Origin of the sequence: Streptomyces sp. NBC_00873 (assembly GCF_045207415.1) — a bacterium.
Classification (GTDB): domain Bacteria; phylum Actinomycetota; class Actinomycetes; order Streptomycetales; family Streptomycetaceae; genus Streptomyces.
Window position 1 is genome coordinate 4,150,394 of the sequence record NZ_CP108803.1, and the last position, 16,963, is coordinate 4,167,356.

The 16,963-nt window shown below is 71.8% G+C and carries 13 protein-coding genes and 1 pseudogene; 7 read left to right on the top strand and 7 right to left on the bottom strand.

All coding sequences use genetic code 11. The features are described from left to right. Nucleotides 1–56: 56 nt before the first annotated feature. A complete protein-coding gene (locus OH809_RS18930; RefSeq protein ID WP_406421296.1) occupies nucleotides 57–2,525 on the top strand; it encodes an HAD-IC family P-type ATPase in 2,469 nt (822 codons plus the stop codon). Nucleotides 2,526–2,528: 3 nt separating this feature from the next. On the opposite strand, the gene OH809_RS18935 is transcribed toward OH809_RS18930, so the two are convergent. The 4 genes from OH809_RS18935 to OH809_RS18950 form a co-directional block, all read right to left on the bottom strand. Then, entirely contained in the window at nucleotides 2,529–3,302 is a 774-nt protein-coding gene (locus OH809_RS18935; protein ID WP_406421295.1) for a DUF5707 domain-containing protein, read from the bottom strand. A gap of 196 nt (nucleotides 3,303–3,498) precedes the next feature. Beyond that, nucleotides 3,499–4,434, bottom strand: coding sequence for a hypothetical protein (locus OH809_RS18940; RefSeq protein WP_406421294.1), 936 nt, complete (start codon nucleotides 4,432–4,434; stop codon nucleotides 3,499–3,501). 188 nt (nucleotides 4,435–4,622) lie between these two features. Continuing rightward, the gene (locus OH809_RS18945; RefSeq protein WP_406425111.1) at nucleotides 4,623–7,883 is read right to left on the bottom strand and encodes a sacsin N-terminal ATP-binding-like domain-containing protein; all 3,261 of its coding nucleotides are present in this window, start codon (nucleotides 7,881–7,883) and stop codon (nucleotides 4,623–4,625) included. A gap of 800 nt (nucleotides 7,884–8,683) precedes the next feature. After that, entirely contained in the window at nucleotides 8,684–9,619 is a 936-nt protein-coding gene (locus OH809_RS18950) for a DUF3027 domain-containing protein (RefSeq protein WP_406421293.1), read from the bottom strand. Between the two features lie 397 nt (nucleotides 9,620–10,016). On the opposite strand from OH809_RS18950, the gene OH809_RS18955 reads away from it, so the two are divergent. From OH809_RS18955 to OH809_RS18970, 4 genes are read left to right on the top strand one after another with little or no spacing between them, the layout of a single operon-like run. Continuing rightward, the gene (locus OH809_RS18955) at nucleotides 10,017–11,441 is read left to right on the top strand and encodes an MFS transporter (protein ID WP_406421292.1); all 1,425 of its coding nucleotides are present in this window, start codon (nucleotides 10,017–10,019) and stop codon (nucleotides 11,439–11,441) included. Nucleotides 11,442–11,468: 27 nt separating this feature from the next. Next, nucleotides 11,469–11,951, top strand: a complete 483-nt coding sequence (locus tag OH809_RS18960; RefSeq protein WP_406421291.1) for a DUF2771 domain-containing protein — start codon at nucleotides 11,469–11,471, stop codon at nucleotides 11,949–11,951. 29 nt (nucleotides 11,952–11,980) lie between these two features. Next, nucleotides 11,981–12,676, top strand: coding sequence for a futalosine hydrolase (locus OH809_RS18965; RefSeq protein ID WP_406421290.1), 696 nt, complete (start codon nucleotides 11,981–11,983; stop codon nucleotides 12,674–12,676). Continuing rightward, the gene (locus OH809_RS18970; RefSeq protein WP_406421289.1) at nucleotides 12,660–13,535 is read left to right on the top strand and encodes a 1,4-dihydroxy-6-naphthoate synthase; all 876 of its coding nucleotides are present in this window, start codon (nucleotides 12,660–12,662) and stop codon (nucleotides 13,533–13,535) included. Before OH809_RS18965 ends, OH809_RS18970 begins: the two co-directional genes overlap by 17 nt. 28 nt (nucleotides 13,536–13,563) lie before the next feature. Here the strand turns inward: OH809_RS18970 and OH809_RS18975 are convergent, their stop codons facing one another. Next, nucleotides 13,564–13,947, bottom strand: coding sequence for a cold-shock protein (locus OH809_RS18975; RefSeq protein ID WP_406421288.1), 384 nt, complete (start codon nucleotides 13,945–13,947; stop codon nucleotides 13,564–13,566). Nucleotides 13,948–14,145: 198 nt separating this feature from the next. Here OH809_RS18975 and OH809_RS18980 point away from each other — a divergent pair, with 198 nt between their 5' ends. Continuing rightward, nucleotides 14,146–14,379 (top strand): hypothetical protein, encoded by a 234-nt coding sequence (locus OH809_RS18980; protein WP_406421287.1) that lies wholly within the window; start codon nucleotides 14,146–14,148, stop codon nucleotides 14,377–14,379. Between the two features lie 25 nt (nucleotides 14,380–14,404). Here OH809_RS18980 and OH809_RS18985 read toward each other — a convergent pair whose 3' ends face one another. After that, nucleotides 14,405–15,034 (bottom strand): HAD family hydrolase, encoded by a 630-nt coding sequence (locus OH809_RS18985; protein ID WP_406421286.1) that lies wholly within the window; start codon nucleotides 15,032–15,034, stop codon nucleotides 14,405–14,407. 25 nt (nucleotides 15,035–15,059) lie between these two features. Between OH809_RS18985 and OH809_RS18990 the strand changes: the two are divergent. Further along, nucleotides 15,060–15,215: pseudogene (locus OH809_RS18990) on the top strand (iron ABC transporter permease); the annotation flags it as partial. Between the two features lie 579 nt (nucleotides 15,216–15,794). On the opposite strand, the gene OH809_RS18995 reads toward OH809_RS18990, so the two are convergent. Next, nucleotides 15,795–16,883 carry a hypothetical protein gene (locus OH809_RS18995; protein ID WP_406421285.1) on the bottom strand — a complete coding sequence of 363 codons (1,089 nt, stop codon included), beginning with the start codon at nucleotides 16,881–16,883 and terminating at the stop codon, nucleotides 15,795–15,797. Between the last annotated feature and the right edge of the window lie 80 nt (nucleotides 16,884–16,963).

The following is a 16,963-nucleotide window of genomic DNA, read 5'->3' on the forward strand; positions in this document are numbered from 1 at the left end:
CTGATCTTCGACCCCCCGACGGGTGAACCGGACGTTCCACCCGTACCGTCGGAACCATGACGCTGCGGGCACTCCGCTCCTCCGGGGAGCACACACCCGGCCGGCCCCGGCCGGCCATGATCGACGCCGGTTCCGAGCTCGACCCGGTCCACCCGATGAAGCTCCCTGCCACGGCCGTCCGCACGAGCGGGCTGACCGCGGCCGAGGTGGCCGAGCGGATCGCCCGCGGCGAGGTCAACGACGTACCCGTCCGCTCGTCCCGCTCCGTCCGCGAGATCGTCAGCGCCAACGTCTTCACCCGGTTCAACCTGATCATCGGCGTGCTCTGGCTGATCATGCTGTTCGTCGCGCCGATCCAGGACAGCCTCTTCGGCTTCGTGATCATCGCCAACACAGGCATCGGCATCGTCCAGGAGTGGCGCGCCAAGAAGACCCTGGACAGTCTCGCGGTCATCGGCGAGGCGAAACCCACGGTCCGGCGCGACGGGGTCGCGGCCGAGATCTCCACCTCCGAGATCGTCCTCGGCGATCTCGTCGAACTCGGGCCCGGCGACAAGGTCGTGGTCGACGGCGCGGTGGCCGAGGCCGACAACCTGGAGATCGACGAGTCTCTGCTCACCGGCGAGGCCGACCCCGTACTGAAGCAGGCAGGCGACCCGGTGATGTCCGGCAGCTTCGTCGTCGCGGGCGGCGGCGCGTTCTCCGCCACCAAAGTCGGCCGCGAGGCCTACGCCGCGCAGCTCGCCGAGGAGGCGTCCCGCTTCACGCTCGTCCAGTCCGAGCTGCGCAGCGGCATCAGCACGATCCTCAAGTACGTCACCTGGATGATGGTGCCGACCGCGATCGGCCTCATCATCAGCCAGCTCGTCGTCAAGAACACCAACGTCAAGGACTCGATCGCCCGCACCGTGGGCGGCATCGTACCGATGATCCCCGAGGGCCTGGTCCTGCTCACCTCGGTCGCCTTCGCGATCGGTGTCGTACGGCTCGGCCGCAAGCAGTGCCTCGTGCAGGAGCTGCCCGCCATCGAGGGTCTGGCCCGGGTCGACGTCGTCTGCCTGGACAAGACCGGCACGCTCACCGAGGGCGGGATGGATGTCACCGAGGTGCGGGCGCTGAACGGCGCGGACGACCCGTACATACGCCAGGTGCTGCGCGCCCTCGGCACATCCGATCCGCGGCCCAACGCAAGCCTGCAGGCGATCATCGACGCGTACCCGTCCCCGAACGGCGAGGCATGGCGGTGCACGGAGGCGCTGCCGTTCTCCTCGGCACGCAAGTACAGCGGCGCCGCGTTCGTCGAGGCCGACGGGCGGTCGTCGACCTGGCTGCTCGGCGCACCCGATGTGCTCCTCCCGGACCAGGACCCGGCGCTCGGCGAGATCGAGCAGCTCAACGAGCAGGGGCTGCGGGTGCTGCTGCTGGCGCGCGCCGTGGGCGAGCTGGAGGGGCCGGAGATCGCCCACGGGGCCGTACCGACCGCGCTGATCGTGCTGGAGCAGCGGCTGCGGCCGGACGCCGGGGACACGCTGCGCTACTTCGCCGACCAGCGGGTCGCCACGAAGGTCATCTCCGGGGACAACGCCGTCTCGGTCGGCGCGGTCGCGGGCAAGCTCGGCCTGCCGGGCGCCGAGCACACGCTGGACGCGCGCCGGCTGCCCGCGGACCCGGACGAGATGGCCACGGCCATGGAGGAGAACGCGGTCTTCGGCCGGGTCACCCCGCAGCAGAAGCGTGAGATGGTCGCCGCCCTCCAGTCCCGCGGCCACACGGTCGCGATGACGGGCGACGGGGTCAACGACGTGCTGGCGCTGAAGGACGCCGACATCGGAGTGTCGATGGGTTCGGGCTCCGAGGCGACACGCGCCGTGGCCCAGATCGTCCTGCTGAACAACAGCTTCGCGACGCTGCCGTCGGTGGTCGCGGAGGGCCGCCGGGTGATCGGCAACATCACCCGGGTCGCGACCCTGTTCCTGACGAAGACCGTCTATTCGGTGCTGCTGGCGATCCTGGTGGTCTGCTTCCAGGTCGAGTACCCGTTCCTGCCCCGGCATCTGACCCTGCTGTCGACGCTGACGATCGGCGTCCCGGCGTTCTTCCTGGCCCTCGCCCCGAACAAGGAGCGGGCCCGGCCGCACTTCGTCCGCAGAGTCATGCGGTACTCGGTGCCGTCCGGCGTCATCGCGGGCATCGCCACCTTCGTGACGTACCTGGTCGCCCGGCACTACTACACGGGTACGAGAGCGCTGGGCGCGGAGACCAGCGCGGCGACGCTCACGCTGTTCCTGGTCTCGATGTGGGTGCTCGCGATCATCGCCCGCCCGTACACGTGGTGGCGCATCGTCCTGGTCGCGTCGATGGGGGCGGCGTTCCTGGTCGTGCTGATGGTGCCGTGGCTGCAGAACTTCTTCGCGCTGAAGCTGGTGGGCGCGGTCATCCCGTGGACGGCGGTGGGGATAGCGGTGGTGGCGGCGGCTGCCCTGGAGTTCACCTGGCGACTGGTCAGCCGCCGCTTCCCGGTGTAGCCGTTACTGCACGTCGACGAAGTCACCGGCGGTGGTGACGGCCGGGGTGGTGGACGTGCCGGCGAAGCTGTAGCGCCAGTAGCCGTCGACCGAGGCGGTGACCGTGGTCTTCAGGTTGCCGGTGCTGTTCGTCTTGATCGTCTTCACCGTGGTGTACGTGGAGCTGGTCTTCTTGCGGAACTGGAGCTTGACCGCCTGGCCGGTGTAGCCCGCGTAGGTGTGCGTCTCCCAGTTGGCGCGCGACAGCTTCCCGGTGACCGTGATGGTCCTGCCCTTCTTGACGGGCTCCGGGGAGGCGTTGACCGTCAGCTTCGACAGCCGCTGGATCTTCGCCGTGGCGTAGGAGTCGTAGGACGTGCTGGAGCCGTCCTTGGCCTCCGCGCCGGCGAGGATGTGCCAGGAGCCGGCCAGTGCGTTCTTCGGCAGATCGACCCTCGGGTCGATCGTGATGGTGTACGAGCAGGTGGAGGTGGTGGCGCTCGCGGCCTTGCAGGTCGCTTCCTCCTCGTTCGGCAGCAGTGCGCCGTCCATGCCCTCGTCGGGGTTCTTCCCGTGCCACAGGATCACCCAGCCGTCGGCTATGCCGGAGGCGTGCGAGGCGGTGACCGACACGGTGATGGTCTTCGCCGCCGTCGTGCCCAGGACGGTGTTCTTGCCGCCGTTGACGCTGACCTTGGAGATGACGGGATCCGCCGTTGCCGCGTGCGCGGCCGGGACGGCGAGGGCGGACAGGACCAGGGCGCCGGACGCAGCGGCGACAGTGGCACGTATGCGCATGTTTTCTCCGGTGGAGAAAGGGGTCCGTCGGGCAGGTGGCGTGGTGGCTCCGGCCGCGGCGGGACCCGATGGGTCAAGTGCGTCCGCGGAACCGGCGGGCCGGACGGGGACGCACAGGATGGGGGTACGAGAAGCGGGACCCCCTCCCGGAGATCCCGCTGCTCGTGTGGAACTACGCCTGGAATCGGGCGTGGAACTACCGCACGTCGACGTAGTCACCCGCGGTGGTGACGGCCGGGGTGGTGGACGTACCGGCGAAGCTGTAGCGCCAGTAGCCGTCGACCGAGGCCGTGGCCGTGGTCTTCAGGGCGCCGGTGCTGCTCGACTTGATCGTCTTCAGCGTGGTGTAGGTGGAGCTGGTCTTCTTGCGGAACTGGAGCTTCACCGACTGGGTCGAGTAGCCGTGGTAGGCCAGGTCGTCCCAGTTCGCGCGGGAGAGCTTCCCGGTGACCGTGATGGTCCTGCCCTTCGTCACGGGCTCCGGAGAAGCGTTGACCGTCAGCTTCGAGAAGCGCTGGAGCTTGGTGGTACCCAGGCCGTCCTGCAGCGCGTAGTCGATCTGGGTGGGGTCGGGGTTGCTCGGGTCCTGGCCGTTGAAGTCGACGGCGAAGCCCACCGCCTTCCACGTCGTGGCGTCCGCGTTGCCGATGAGGTCGTAGTACGGCGAGATGGAGATCTGCCCCTTGCAGGTGGCGACCGTCGAGGAGACGGCCGTGCAGGTGGGGGGCTTGGCGCCGTAGAGCTCGTTCGTCGGCGCGTCGAACGAACCGCGGTAGAGCGCGACGTCGAGCGCGAAGTCGGAGCCGAAGATGTTCACGTCGGCGGCGTGCGTCACGGTGTACGTGGTCGCCACGGTCTTCGTGGCGCTGGTACCCACGACGATCGGCTTGCCGCCGTTCACGGTGAACTTGGAGAAGGTCAGGTTAAGCGGGACACCGGCGGTCCCGGCAGCGGCAACGGAGCGCGCGCCGGACTTCGCACCGGACTGCGCGCCGGACGCGGCCTGAGCGGCGCGCGCGGCATCGAGGACCGTGGAGCGGTGCGCGTCATCGGCCTGAGCCGCAGACGGAACGACGAGGGCGGAGAGAGCCAGGGCGCCGGTTACGGCGGCCACAGTGGCGCGAATACGCATGTTTCGTTCCCCAATGTGGAGAAGGGACCCGCGGAGGTCATCCGTTCCCGGGCCCAAGGTCGTCTGTGAAGCCTGGTGGCTTCACAGACAAGACCAGTGGAACGGGTGAACGGTTGTGCGGCCCGTGGGGATATTTTGCGAATACGTGACGCTGCCCGGGTATTGACGCGTTCCGCCCCTCCGCCGTGTCAGTCGAACCAGCGGTCGCGCGCCAACTCCTCCGTGCGCGACGGGTCCTGCAGCAGCGCAGCGACCTCGAAACGGCGTGGCCACTGACCCGCCGCCCAGGCCAGACCCGCCGCGACACCCTCCAGCGTCGAGGCGTGGACGGTCCCGTCCGGGGTGCGGCGCCAGTCCAGCTCGACGCCGCCCGCGCGGAGTTCGCCGTGTTCGACGTACGTGTCCGGGGTCCCGGCGCCGAGCAGGATCCGTACCGACTCCGGCACCTGGTGCTCCTCGCCGTCCGTCGTCACCTCCGCCTCGACGGTCTCGCAGAGCCGCCGCACCTGGAACAGCTCGGCCAGTTCCGCGGCGCGCGCCGGGGCCACCGGCAGGAGCGGCAGACTGCCCGTCAGCGGCAGCAGGTCGGGGGCGTCCGGGATCACCGCGTCGGCCGCGTCGACGACGCGTACCTCGCCGTCGACCACGGCCCGCAGTTCGTCGGGCAGCGTGACCTGTTCCGGGTCGAGATCGGCCAGGGCCGTGTACAGCTCGTGGAGTTGTACGGAGCCGACCGGGCGGTCCTCGTCCGCGAGCCGGCCGAGGAGTTCCGCCGCACCGCCCGGCTCGTCGAGGAGCGCGGCAACGGAGGTCCGTACGCCGAGGGCGTGCAGCACCTGGACGTCGCCGAAGCCGGTCGCGTCGGCGGAGTCGTACAGTCCGGACAGCCGCGGGTCGCCGCCCGCAGCCCGCAGTCCCGCCGGGCGGCGGCCGTCGAGCACCGGGTGGTCGCGCAGCCACCAGGCGGTGTACGGGCGCACGGATTGGGTCGTGCCGTCCGGGAGCAGCACCCGCACCGGCTGGGTCAGCGCGTCGCGCAGCGGAGGCCGGGAGAGCAGGGCGAGCGCCTGGGGCCAGGCGTCGTCGTCGACGAGGTCGAGGTCGCGGACGGCGACGAGTTCGGTGGCGACGGGCGGCACGGGGGCCCGCCCGTCGCCCGACCACCACCCGTCATCGTCACCGCTGCGCGGCGGCAGACTCAATTGCAGCTGGTCGAGAATGTCCTCGCACCACACGTCGACGGCGTCGAGCAGTCCCGCGTCGTCGGGTTCGGCGAAGTCACCTTCGCGTGGCTCCAGTTCGTCGGGGTCGAGGACGACATCGGTGGCCCGGACGAGCGCGAAGGTGGCCAGCACCCCGCAGGCGGTCAGCGGCTGCTCACCCCAGCGGTCCGTCAGCTCCTCATCGCAGAGCGCGAGTTCACCCTCGCGCATGATGCTCGCGAACGGGCTTCCCGGCAGCACGAGTTCACCGGCAGGTGCGGGCTCGCCGTCCTCGTCGAGGAGGGCGAGCGCACCGAGCCAGGGTTCGTCGCCGGGCGCCAGGTCGGCGTCCCGGACGAGCGTGAGGACGGTGTCCGCGAGCTCCTCCGCGTCCAGCGCGTCCTCGTCCCACACCTCGCCGGCGTCCAGCGAACCGGCGACGGCCGCACGCACCTGCGGGGTCGTCAGCACCGCGCGCGGGGTGGCGGGCAGGGCGCCCAGCTTCTCCAGGAGCGGATGGGCGGCATCCGGATGCGCGACCTTCAGCCCGAGCCGGGCCAGCCGGCCCAGGACCGGGCCGGTGAGGGCATCGGGGAGCGGCAGCAGAACCTGACGGGGGCCGATGGCGGTGCGGGGTGGTGCGGTGTCCGGGGCGCCCACCGCGTTCTCCACCTCTCCGGCCAGGGGGACCGGGAGTCCGGAGAGCCGGTCGGGGTCGATTCCGGACAGGCTGTCGTACAGCCGCCGCCACCAGGCGGGTTCGCGCTCCAGACCGGCGAGCCGGTCGATCGCCTCGGCCAGCGCGACCCGGGCGACGCCGAGGGTACGCAGTTCGCTCCGGCGCTCAAGTCCCGCGGGCAGCAGGCACGGCAGTACCTCGGCAAGCACCTGAACGGTCTCGGCGCCCACCCCCTCCACGACCTCTGCCTCGATCGGCCGCAGCGCGGTGGTGGCCACGCGGACGTTCTCCGCCCCGGCGTCCCAGGCGTCCCACTGCTCGGGTTCGGCGGCGGCGTCGCGCGGGGCGGCGGGCTCCAGGAACGCGACGCGCGCCAGCCGCTCCAGGATCGCGCCGCGCACGGCACCGTCCAGTTGGCCCTTGCCGAGCGGGCCGGGCACGAGGTCGAGAGTGGCGATGGACACCGGATGCCAGTCGGCGAGCAGTTCGGCGTACGCGTCGGCCGCGCGCTGCACCAGGAAGTCGGTGAGCGGGCCGGGCGCGGGGTGGCGGCGGGTGGTGTCGAGCGGCAGCGAAGCGATGAGCAGGGCGGGGACGCCGAGGGGCTCGTCGGTGGGGGTCGGCGCGTGGACCACGGGGGCGGTACGCGGGTACACCGGCGCCCCTTCTACGTCCACGGGCACCGCCCAGGTCACCGACCAGTGCGGGCGCAGCCGTTCCTCCAGCGGGCGGTCGGCGAGCAGGGCCGGTTCGATCGGCCCGTGCTGGGCGACGGTGCGCCAGCGGTTCATGCCGTATGCGGAGTCGTCGATGTGTGTGTACGGGCCGTGCTGGGAGCGGCGCAGCGTCCGCAGGTCCTCGGGGGTGTCGATGACGATCTCTTCGAGACCGGCGAGCGTCAGGAGGAGCGCGTCGTCGACGGCGGCGAGCAGCCGTCCGACGAGGTCCTCGGCGACGCCGTCGCGCAGCGGCAGGACGACGACGGTGTCATACCCGTCCGGTGCGGTGCCCTCGGCGGGCAGCGGAAGACGCAGCAGCGGTACGTGGCCGTCGCGGCGGCGGAGTTCGTCACCGAGGCCCGGGCTGCCGACGACGGCCTCGCGGGCGAGGTCACGGGCCTCGGCGAGGGACCAGCGGACGCCGCCGTGCCGGCCGACGACGGCGGGCTCGTCACTGACCGCGAGGACGGCGGCGAACCCGACGCCGAACCTGCCGACGGCGGACTCGTGACCCTCGCGCTTGGCGGAGGCGCGGAGCGTGCTGAGCGATTCGACGCCGGTGGCGTCGAGGGGGGCGCCGGTGTTGGCGGCGGCGAGGACTGCGGGTCCGGTGTCCGAGGCGGGGTGAAGGGTGAGACGGAGGCGGCCGGGGACGCCGGCGCGGGCGGCCGCATCGGCGGCGTTCTGGGCGAGCTCGACGACGAGGCGGTCGCGGTAGCCGCCGAGCGCGAGGTCCTCCTCGGCGTTGGCGTCCTCCCGGAACCGGGCCGGACCGGCACCCCAGGCGTCGAGCACGCCGCGCCGTAGCCGTGCCGTCCCGAACGGATCGGCCCCCTCGGTCGCATTCATGCTCACGCTCTGACTCCGCTCTGTCCGGTGACGCGTTACCCGTGTGCGGCGGGGGTGTGCGTGCGCCTGCGTGCGCGTACACCCGTGCCGCCAGTGTGCGCCCGAAGGTACCGCGACCGGCAATCCTGCGTGGCGCGGCGGTGGGGCGCCGCCCTTGTCCTCCATCGCCGAACAGGCTCGAAATGCCCCCGTCGCGGCACCGCCCGTCGGGTCACGTCCCCTCTCAAGGCACGGTGGACCTCCTCGGCGAGCTGAAAGTGCCCACGAAGGCCGCGAACCCGGCGAGTCGTCGACGCCTTGTCCTCAGTCGCCGGACCGGGCTTGATTCCGCCCCCGAAGAACGCCCCCGGCCACATCCAGCCCGCCCGGCGATTGAGGACTCACGGCCACCGGGCCGCACCCGAAACCCGCACAGGACCCACACACACCGAGCCCGCATGGCGCCCGGGAAAAGCACCCCGACCGACCCAAGAACGCACCCCGGCCACATCCAGCCCGTCCGGCGCTTGAGGACAACACGACCACCCGGCCGCACCCGAAACCCGCCCCGGACCCACACCGAGCCCGCACGGCGCCCGGGAAAAGCACCCCGACCGACCCACGAACGCACCCCGGCCACATCCAGCCCGTCCGGCGCTTGAGGACAACACGACCACCCGGCCGCACCCAAAACCCGCCCCGGACCCACACCGAGCCCGCCCGGCGATTGAGGAGAAAGCGCTCACCGGGAGCCCCGGGGCCGCACCGCAGCGCGCGACCCCCGGGTACCGCAAACCCGGACCCCCCAGCGGCCAGGAGCGTCAGGAGTGGCCCAGGTCCTCCGACGGCGCATCCGGTTCCACCGGGACCGATCCGCTGTCCCGCGCCGGGCGCAGCGGGTACTCGTCCACCTGCATCGTGTCCAGCGCGTGCGGCGCCGGCTTCGGCGGCTTCGGCATCACCGCTGCCTCCGAGTGCCCACCGCAGCCGTACGACAGGGAGACCACATGACCGTCCGCCGGGCCGAACTCGTTCGCGCACACGCCGAAGGCCTGCCGCAGCGAACCCGCCAGCGGCACCAGGAAGGCGCAGGTGACACAGGATGCCGGTGCCGCCTGAGCCATCGGCGTCTTCGGGCCGAACCCCTCTTCCCAGCGGTCGGCCGCGGTATGCAGCCCGTACCGGGACAGCACCCGTGCCCGCCGCATGCCGAGCTCTTCCGCGAGCGCGGCGATCGAGCCGCGCCTCGTCGCCTCCGGGCGCGTCGTGAGTTCCGCGTCCTCCGCGTCGACGAGGTCGGCCATCTCCTCCGACATCTCGGAGGCCACCGAGTTCGGCGGCGGCTCGTCCTCGCCGCTGTACCCCGGCTCCAGACGCAGATCCTCCGCCTCCGTCGGCAGCAGATCACCGGGTCCCATGTCACCGGGCCGCAGCCGCTCGCTCCATGGCACCCACTCGGGAGCGAGCAGCGCGTCGGTCCCCGGCAGCAGGACCGCCTCGTCGAGCGTGACGACCTTGGCGCGGGAGGCCCTGGCGACCGTCGCCGCCCAGCGCCAGCCCTTGTAGCCGGGTTCCTTGCACTCGAAGTAGTGCGTCACGACCCGGTCCCCCTCCGCGACCAGGCCCACGTGCTCACCGACCTCCCCCGGCGCGGCCACTTCCTCCGCCGCCGCGCGCGCGAGGTCTACCGCCTCGGCGCACAGACGGTCGGGGGCAGGGGTACGGGCAGTACGGCTTCGCGTCGTAGCAGCACTCACAGGTCTCGCTTCTCTCCATACGCCGTCTCACGAGTGCGCCAGCAGATCCATCGATTTCGGCCATGACGGTTGCGGGCGGAGCGGACCTGAGGGCCGCGTCGACGTCCGCACCCGTTGTGCCTGCCTCGGGCGCGCCCTTCTGCTATCCATTCTGCGGGATCGCCGAGAGGCGCGCGGCCAAGAACAACCGCCGGGGGCGCGCTACGCACGCTACCCTCTCCGCAGCTCCCCGCCCACCTGCCCGCCCCAAACAACGGCGTATCCACTGCCGTATCCGGGTCCGGCGGTCGGAGGAATGCCCTGTCGGCAGGGTTGTCACTGACCCGACAGGGCGGCGAACCCCGCGCCCCGTACCGTTCTCGGTTCGTTACCGCAGTGGCTGGGGCACTATGACGAAGTGGCTTCCGCCAGGTCGCACGACGGGTCCGGCCCGCTCCGCAGGACGGGCCGGACGATCGGTCATGCCCTGCACACGCCGTTCACCGGCACCGCGAAAGGCATCCGCAAGGCGACGCACGCCCACGGCGCCGGCGAATCCGGACTCGGCAAACTGATCGAGCTGCATGCCGTGAACGGCGCGGGCGACGTGATGATCACGGTCGCGCTCGCGTCGACGGTGTTCTTCTCCGTACCGACGGACGAGGCCCGAGGACGCGTCGCCCTCTATCTCGCCATCACGATGGCGCCCTTCACACTCCTCGCCCCCGTCATCGGCCCGCTCCTGGACCGCCTGCCGCACGGTCGCCGCGCCGCGATGGCGGCCGCCATGCTGGCGCGGGCCGTGCTCGCGCTGACGATGTCGGGCGCGGTCGCCACGGGCGGTCTGGAATTATATCCGGCGGCACTGGGCGTGCTGGTCGCCTCGAAGGCGTACGGGGTCGTACGCAGCGCGGTCGTGCCACGCCTGCTGCCACCCCGTTTCTCCCTGGTGAAGGCCAATTCCCGGGTCACCCTGGCCGGGCTTCTGGCCACGGGCGTGGCGGCGCCGATCGGGGCCGGGCTACAGACCATCGGGGCGCCCTGGCCGCTCTACGGCGCGTGTCTGATCTTCACCTGCGGCACCGTTCTCGCGTTCACGCTGCCCCACAAGGTCGACTCCGCGAAGGGCGAACGCCGCGCCCAGCTGGTCGAGCCGCACAGCCATCAGCCCACCGTCCGCACCAGGCCCTCCGGGGCCAACGGTAAGAAGGGCAGGGCCAGGACCAGCGGGGAGAAGGAGAAGCGGCCGGGGCTGCGGACCGTCGGGCCGTCCGTCCTGCACGGGCTCCAGGCCAACGCCGCGCACCGCGCGCTCTCCGGCTTCCTGATCTTCTTCCTGGCGTTCCTGCTGCGGGTGCACCCGCTCGCCGGGCAGAGCGCGGCCGTCTCGCTCGGCATCGTCGGTGTCGCGGCCGGGGTCGGCAATGCCCTCGGCACGGCGATGGGCTCCTGGCTCCGGGCCCGCGGCCCGGAGGTGATCATCGCCTCGGTGCTGGGGCTGGCGCTCGGTGTCGCCGTCCTCGCCGCGGTCTTCTTCTCCACCGTGATGGTCGCCGCGCTCGGCGCGGTGGCGGGTTTCACCCAGGCACTGTCCAAGCTGTCGCTGGACGCGATGATCCAGCGCGACGTGCCCGAGGAGGTCCGCGCGTCGGCGTTCGCCCGGTCCGAGACACTGCTCCAGATGGCCTGGGTGGTCGGCGGCGGTATCGGCATCGTCCTCCCCCTCAACGGCGTACTCGGAATGTCGGTCGCCGCGGGGATCCTCGCCCTCGGTGCGGCAGCCTCCGTACGGGGTCTGCTGGGTGCGGCTCGGCGCGGCTCGCCGCACCCCCGCGTGGCGTGAGCGGGAGCGACCGATAGCCTTCGGCCCATGACCGTTGCGTTCTTCTCCGGTAAGGGCCGTCGAATCGGCGTCGCTCTTGGTGCCGTGTCCGCGGGACTTCTTGTCCTGTCCGCCTGCGAAAAGCCGACGCCGCTCGCCACCGTGACGGTCGGCGACACCTCGGTGAGTGCCGAGGCAACCTGCTACAACGACGGCAATGCCATCAAGGAGTCGCTGATCCAGGGCTGCCTCAACAACAAGAAGGCGGAGCACACCGTCAAGGTCGCGATGGACGACAAGGTCCGCTTCGGCGTCGACCCGAAGATCGCGGACAACGGCTGGACCCTCTTCATCAACGGCCAGCAGGCCGAGCAGGAGCCGTACAAGAAGACCTACCGGTCCATCCCGGGCAGCGCCTTCTTCTCCAGCCAGACCGGCGGGACCACGAACAAGACGCAGATCAGCATCGTGGAGACCACGGGCAAGAAGCTCACGGGCATCTGGCACTTCACCTTCGTGAAGACCAGCTGACCCCCTCCCGACCCGGGAGGACCGTCCCCGTGCGTGTGCTCGTCGTGACCGCTGTCCCGGTGGAACGGGACGCGGTCACGCGTGCGTTCAGGGACGGACCGGAGGTGGTCCGGGCGCCGGGCGCCGAGCTGCACCGCGCCGGTGGTGTCGATGTTCTCGCGGGCGGCGCCGGTCCGGCGTCCGCGGCCGCCGCCGCCGCGTTCGGGCTTGCCTCCGGGCCGTACGACCTCGTCGTCTCGGCCGGGATCGGCGGCGGGTTCGCGCCCGGCGCCCCGGTCGGCTCCCTCGTCGTGGCGAGCGCGATCGTCGCCGCCGATCTGGGCGCGGAGACCCCCGACGGGTTCGTGCCCGTCACCGCCCTGGGCTTCGGCCGGGAACGGTTCGAGCCGCCGCCGGCCCTGGTACGGGACGTGGCCGCCGCGACCGGAGCGGTCACCGGCGACATCCTCACCGTCTCCACCGTGACCGGCAGCGCCGCCCGCGCCGCCGCCCTCCGCGGCGCACATCCGGACGCCGTCGCCGAGGCCATGGAGGGCTTCGGGGTCGCCGAGGCAGCCGACCGGCTGCGCGTACCGGTGCTGGAGATCCGGGCCGTGTCGAATGCCGTCGGCCCGCGCGACCGGGACGCCTGGCGCATCGGCGACGCGCTGGCCGCACTCACCGGCGCGTTCGGGAAGCTCACCCCCGTACTGGAAGGTTGGACCCACCATGACCGACTCGACTGAGGGCACCGCGAAGCCCGGCACCGCTGTGAAGATCGCCTTCTCGCCGTGCCCGAACGACACCTTCGTCTTCGACGCCTGGGCGCACGGCAGGGTCCCCGGCGCGCCCGCCCTCGATGTCACCTTCGCCGACATCGACATCACGAACGGCATGGCCGAGCGCGGCGAACTGGACGTGCTGAAGGTGTCGTACGCGGTGCTGCCCTGGGTCCTGGAGGAGTACGCCCTGCTGCCCTGCGGCGGTGCGCTGGGCCGCGGCTGCGGGCCGCTCGTCCTGACGAAGGAGCCGGGTACGGATCTGACGGGGAAGACCGTCGCCGTTCCGAGCGAGCGCTCCACCGCGTATCTGCTGTTCCGGCTCTGGGCGGCGGATGTCGTGCCGGGCGATGTCGGCGAGATCGTCGTCATGCCGTTCGACGAGATCATGCCCGCCGTGCGGGACGGCAAGGTGGACGCCGGTCTCGTCATCCACGAGGCGCGCTTCACGTACCGGAACTACGGGCTGCACAGCCTCGCCGACATGGGCGAGCACTGGGAGGCGACGACCGGGCTGCCGATCCCGCTCGGCGCGATCATCGCGAAGCGGTCACTGGGCGCGGAGACGCTGAAGCTGCTGGCCGAGTCGATCCGCACGTCGGTACGGATGGCCTGGGACGACCCGGAGATGTCACGGCCGTATGTGCTGGAGCACGCCCAGGAGATGGACCCGGCCGTCGCCGACCAGCACATCGGGCTGTACGTGAACGAGTTCACCGCCGACCTCGGCGAGGAAGGCTACGCGGCGATCCGTGGGCTGCTCACGCGCGCGGCGGCCGAGGGGCTGGTGCCGCCCCTCGGCCGCGACGCGCTGTCGTTCGCCTGAGTCCGGTCGCAACGGGATACGGGCGGGCCTATACGTCGAGCTGGTCGGCGACCGCGCGCAGCAGGCCGCCGATCTGCCTGCCTGCCGCCTTGTCGGGGTAGCGGCCCCGCTCCAGCATCGGCGTGATGTTCTCCAGCAGGGTCGTCAGGTCCTGCACGATCGATGCGAGCTCGTCCGGCTTGCGGCGCTGGGCGGCGGCGACGGACGGGGTCGGGTCGAGGATCGCCACCGAGAGCGCCTGGTCTCCGCGCTGACCTGCGACGACACCGAATTCGACGCGCTGGCCGGGCTTGAGTGCGTCGACTCCGGCAGGGAGCACCGACGAGTGCACGAACACGTCGCCACCGTCGTCGCGGGAAAGGAAGCCGAAGCCCTTCTCGCTGTTGAACCATTTGACCTTGCCAGTCGGCAAAGCACGCACCCCATCTCAACCCATAAGCCGGAACCAAGCCTCAGCAGGTCAGGCCGTCCAGTGGTCGTGCTCCCCTGCTGGCAGAAGCCTCCACAGGTGCAGTACCCCCCGTCAAGCCTGGTCATCCGGACTCTGTCCAGAAACGGCGCACTCCGGGTGAAGGGACGGTTGCTCCGGGGCGGGAACTACCCTGGCTGGGTGAGTACTCCTCCCTCTGGCGCAGGTGACCGGCTTGTCCGCGTCGGCGCGATCGTTTTCTTCATCGGGGCACTGGCCACACTGGTCACGGTGGCTCCGCTGTTCCTCGGGACCGACCCGTTCCCGCCCTTCGCGTATGCCTTGTGCATGCTGATGGGCGTGGGGTTCCTGATCGCCGCGGCGGGCGTGGTGCGGTCGGCACGGGCGGGGTCCCCCAAGCGGACCGCGCGCTGACGGGGCCGGACGCCGGCTACGCCGGTTACGCCGGTTCCGGGTAGGTGCGCAGCCACGCCGGGAATCGCGTGAGGTCCGGGAGGACCACGTCCGCGCCCGCCTCCCGCAGTTCATACGCGTCGCACGGGCCCGTCGTGACCCCGACCGACAGGGCATCGGCGGTACGGGCCCCGCGCACGTCCCCGGTGTGGTCGCCGACGTACACCTGCGCGCCGTGCTCGCGCAGCGCATCCCCCTTGCGCTCCGCCCACAGGCTGCCTATGACCTCGTCGGGTTCGATTCCCACGTGTGCCAGGTGGAGCCTGGCGTTCGGCGTGTGCTTCGCGGTGACGACGATCGTCCGGCCGCCCCGCGCGCGGATCGCGGCGACGGATTCCCGGGCGCCGGGCAGGGCGGGGCTCGGCGTGATCGCGTACGCGGGATAGATCTCCCGGTATCGGTCGGCCGCGGCGGCCACGGCGTGCGCCGGGTACCAGTTCGCGAGCTCGTGCTCCACGGGCGGTCCGAGCCTGCTGACGACCAGGTCGAGATCGATCGGCATCCCCGTCTCGGCGGACAGCGCCCGGTAGGTGGCCTTGATGCCCGGCCGGGAGTCGATGAGCGTCATGTCGAGGTCGAAGCCGACCGTCAGGGGGTGTGGAGCCATGCCGCCCATTGTGCCGAGGTCACGGCCTCCTTCCGGCATCGGCTTCGCCATCGCGCCGCGGTCCGTCACCACACTGTTCCTGACGAAGGGCGACTATCCGGTCGCCCAGCAGGACCAGATCTGGATGGCGGGCTCACTGAACGGCCGCGGCCGGAACGAGGTCGCGCCGATCGGCTGGACGCTGCTGGTCCGGGGTGCGGGGTTCCGTCCTCAATCGCCGGACGGGCTTGATTTCCGGCACCGTGCCCCCGTGGGTGCGGGCCGCCTGCCCGGTGGCGGGGTGGGTGGGGCCCCTCCGGGGTGTCTCCTCAGAACTGGCGCGGAAGCCGGCAACGCGAGCGAACCCGGCACGTGCGCCAGTCCCTGCGGGGACTCCCCTGCACGGCCCCACCCAGGCATCACTCGCGCCCGCGCCCGGTGGTCGTGACAGGAGGGCACACCGGACCGCGGACGCGGGACGGCCGGTCCGGGGCCGTGCAGGGGAGTCCCCGCAGGGCGACGAACAAAGACCCGGGCTTCCTCGCGTACCCGCCGAACGTTCGTTGCCCGAGGAGACGCCCCGGAGGGGCCCCGGACCACCCCACCCGACAAGGCGACGGCACCACCAGGAAGCAGACGCACACATCAAGCCCGTCCGGCGCTTGAGGACGGAACCGCCCACCCCCGTGGGCCCGAACCCGCCGAACGCGGCAAGCCCGCACATCCAGCCCGTCCGGCGCTTGAGGACGGAACCCCCGCGCCGGACCGGGGCACCGCGCCCCACCCCCGCCTACCCAGCCCGCTTCCCCGCCCGCCGCACCAGGAACACCGCCGACGCCACCGCAGCCGCCCGCACCACCACCGGCCACACCCCGCTCAGCGCGTCCCCCATCCCGTCCTCCGGGATGGGCTCGCCCCAGCGCCCGTCCATCCGCCCCCACAGCCAGACCAGGCCGCCCGCCACGGCCGCTCCGGGCAGTCCCATCGCAGCCAGCTTCGCCTCCGCACGGGAGAGCGTGCGCGAGCTGTACGCGATCAGCCAGCCGCCCGCGAGCACCAGCAGGGATCCCGTCACCGCACCGGTGACCAGCAACCCGGCGGCGAGCAGCAGCAGCGGGTGACCGAACCGGAACCCCGCCCTTTCCCGTGGCGCACGCCGCCGGATCCGCGGCCGCCACCGCCCCCGCGCGCCCTCGCGCCCGCCGTCCTCACCGGAACCGTTCTCGTGGCCCTCCGTCTCGCCCTCGGCAGCCGCTTCCGCTTCCTCCGTGGGCGACGGCGGTTTCAGAAGGTCCGGGATCTCCACCCCGCCGGTGAACCCCGGCACCCGCACCCCGTCCCCGAACGGCCCCGGCTCGATACGCCACCAGTCGGGTTCGCTCCCGGACGCTCCGAGCTCATCCGTCCCCGCCATGTGCGGCGGCGACGGCCCGTCCCCCCTCGAAGCAGCAGAAGCCGCGGAGGCCCCAGAATCCTCAGGCGCTTCACGCGCCCCAGGCACCCCACCGGCCCCCGGGCTCCCCTCCGACGCGCCCTTGCGCAAAGTCTCTTTCCGGAAGGTTCCTCTCCGCGGCCGTGGGACCCCCCGCGGCTCCGGATCGCCGGGTTCCCCGCCCGCCGCCGTCCCCGGCAGCATCACGGTCCCGTCCCCCGACCTCGCCGCCACGGCCACCAGTTCGTCCGGTGTGCCGAGCTTCCCGATGATGCGACGAACCGCCGCCGGCGTGTCCGTGCCTTGGCTTCCGCGCTGCCGGTCGATCTCGGTGCGCAGTGCCGCCACGAGCCGCATCCGGGCACCCGAGGACAGCTGTTGCTGCTGGGCCAGGTCGCCGACCCGGCTCAGATAGTCGTAGACGAGCTGATCGCTCTCGATCCCCACGTGATGGTTCCCCTCGGTTCCCCTCCGGCCGCCCCGCACCGACGGTAGCGCCCTCGGGCCTGTCCGGAGCGACTACCGTG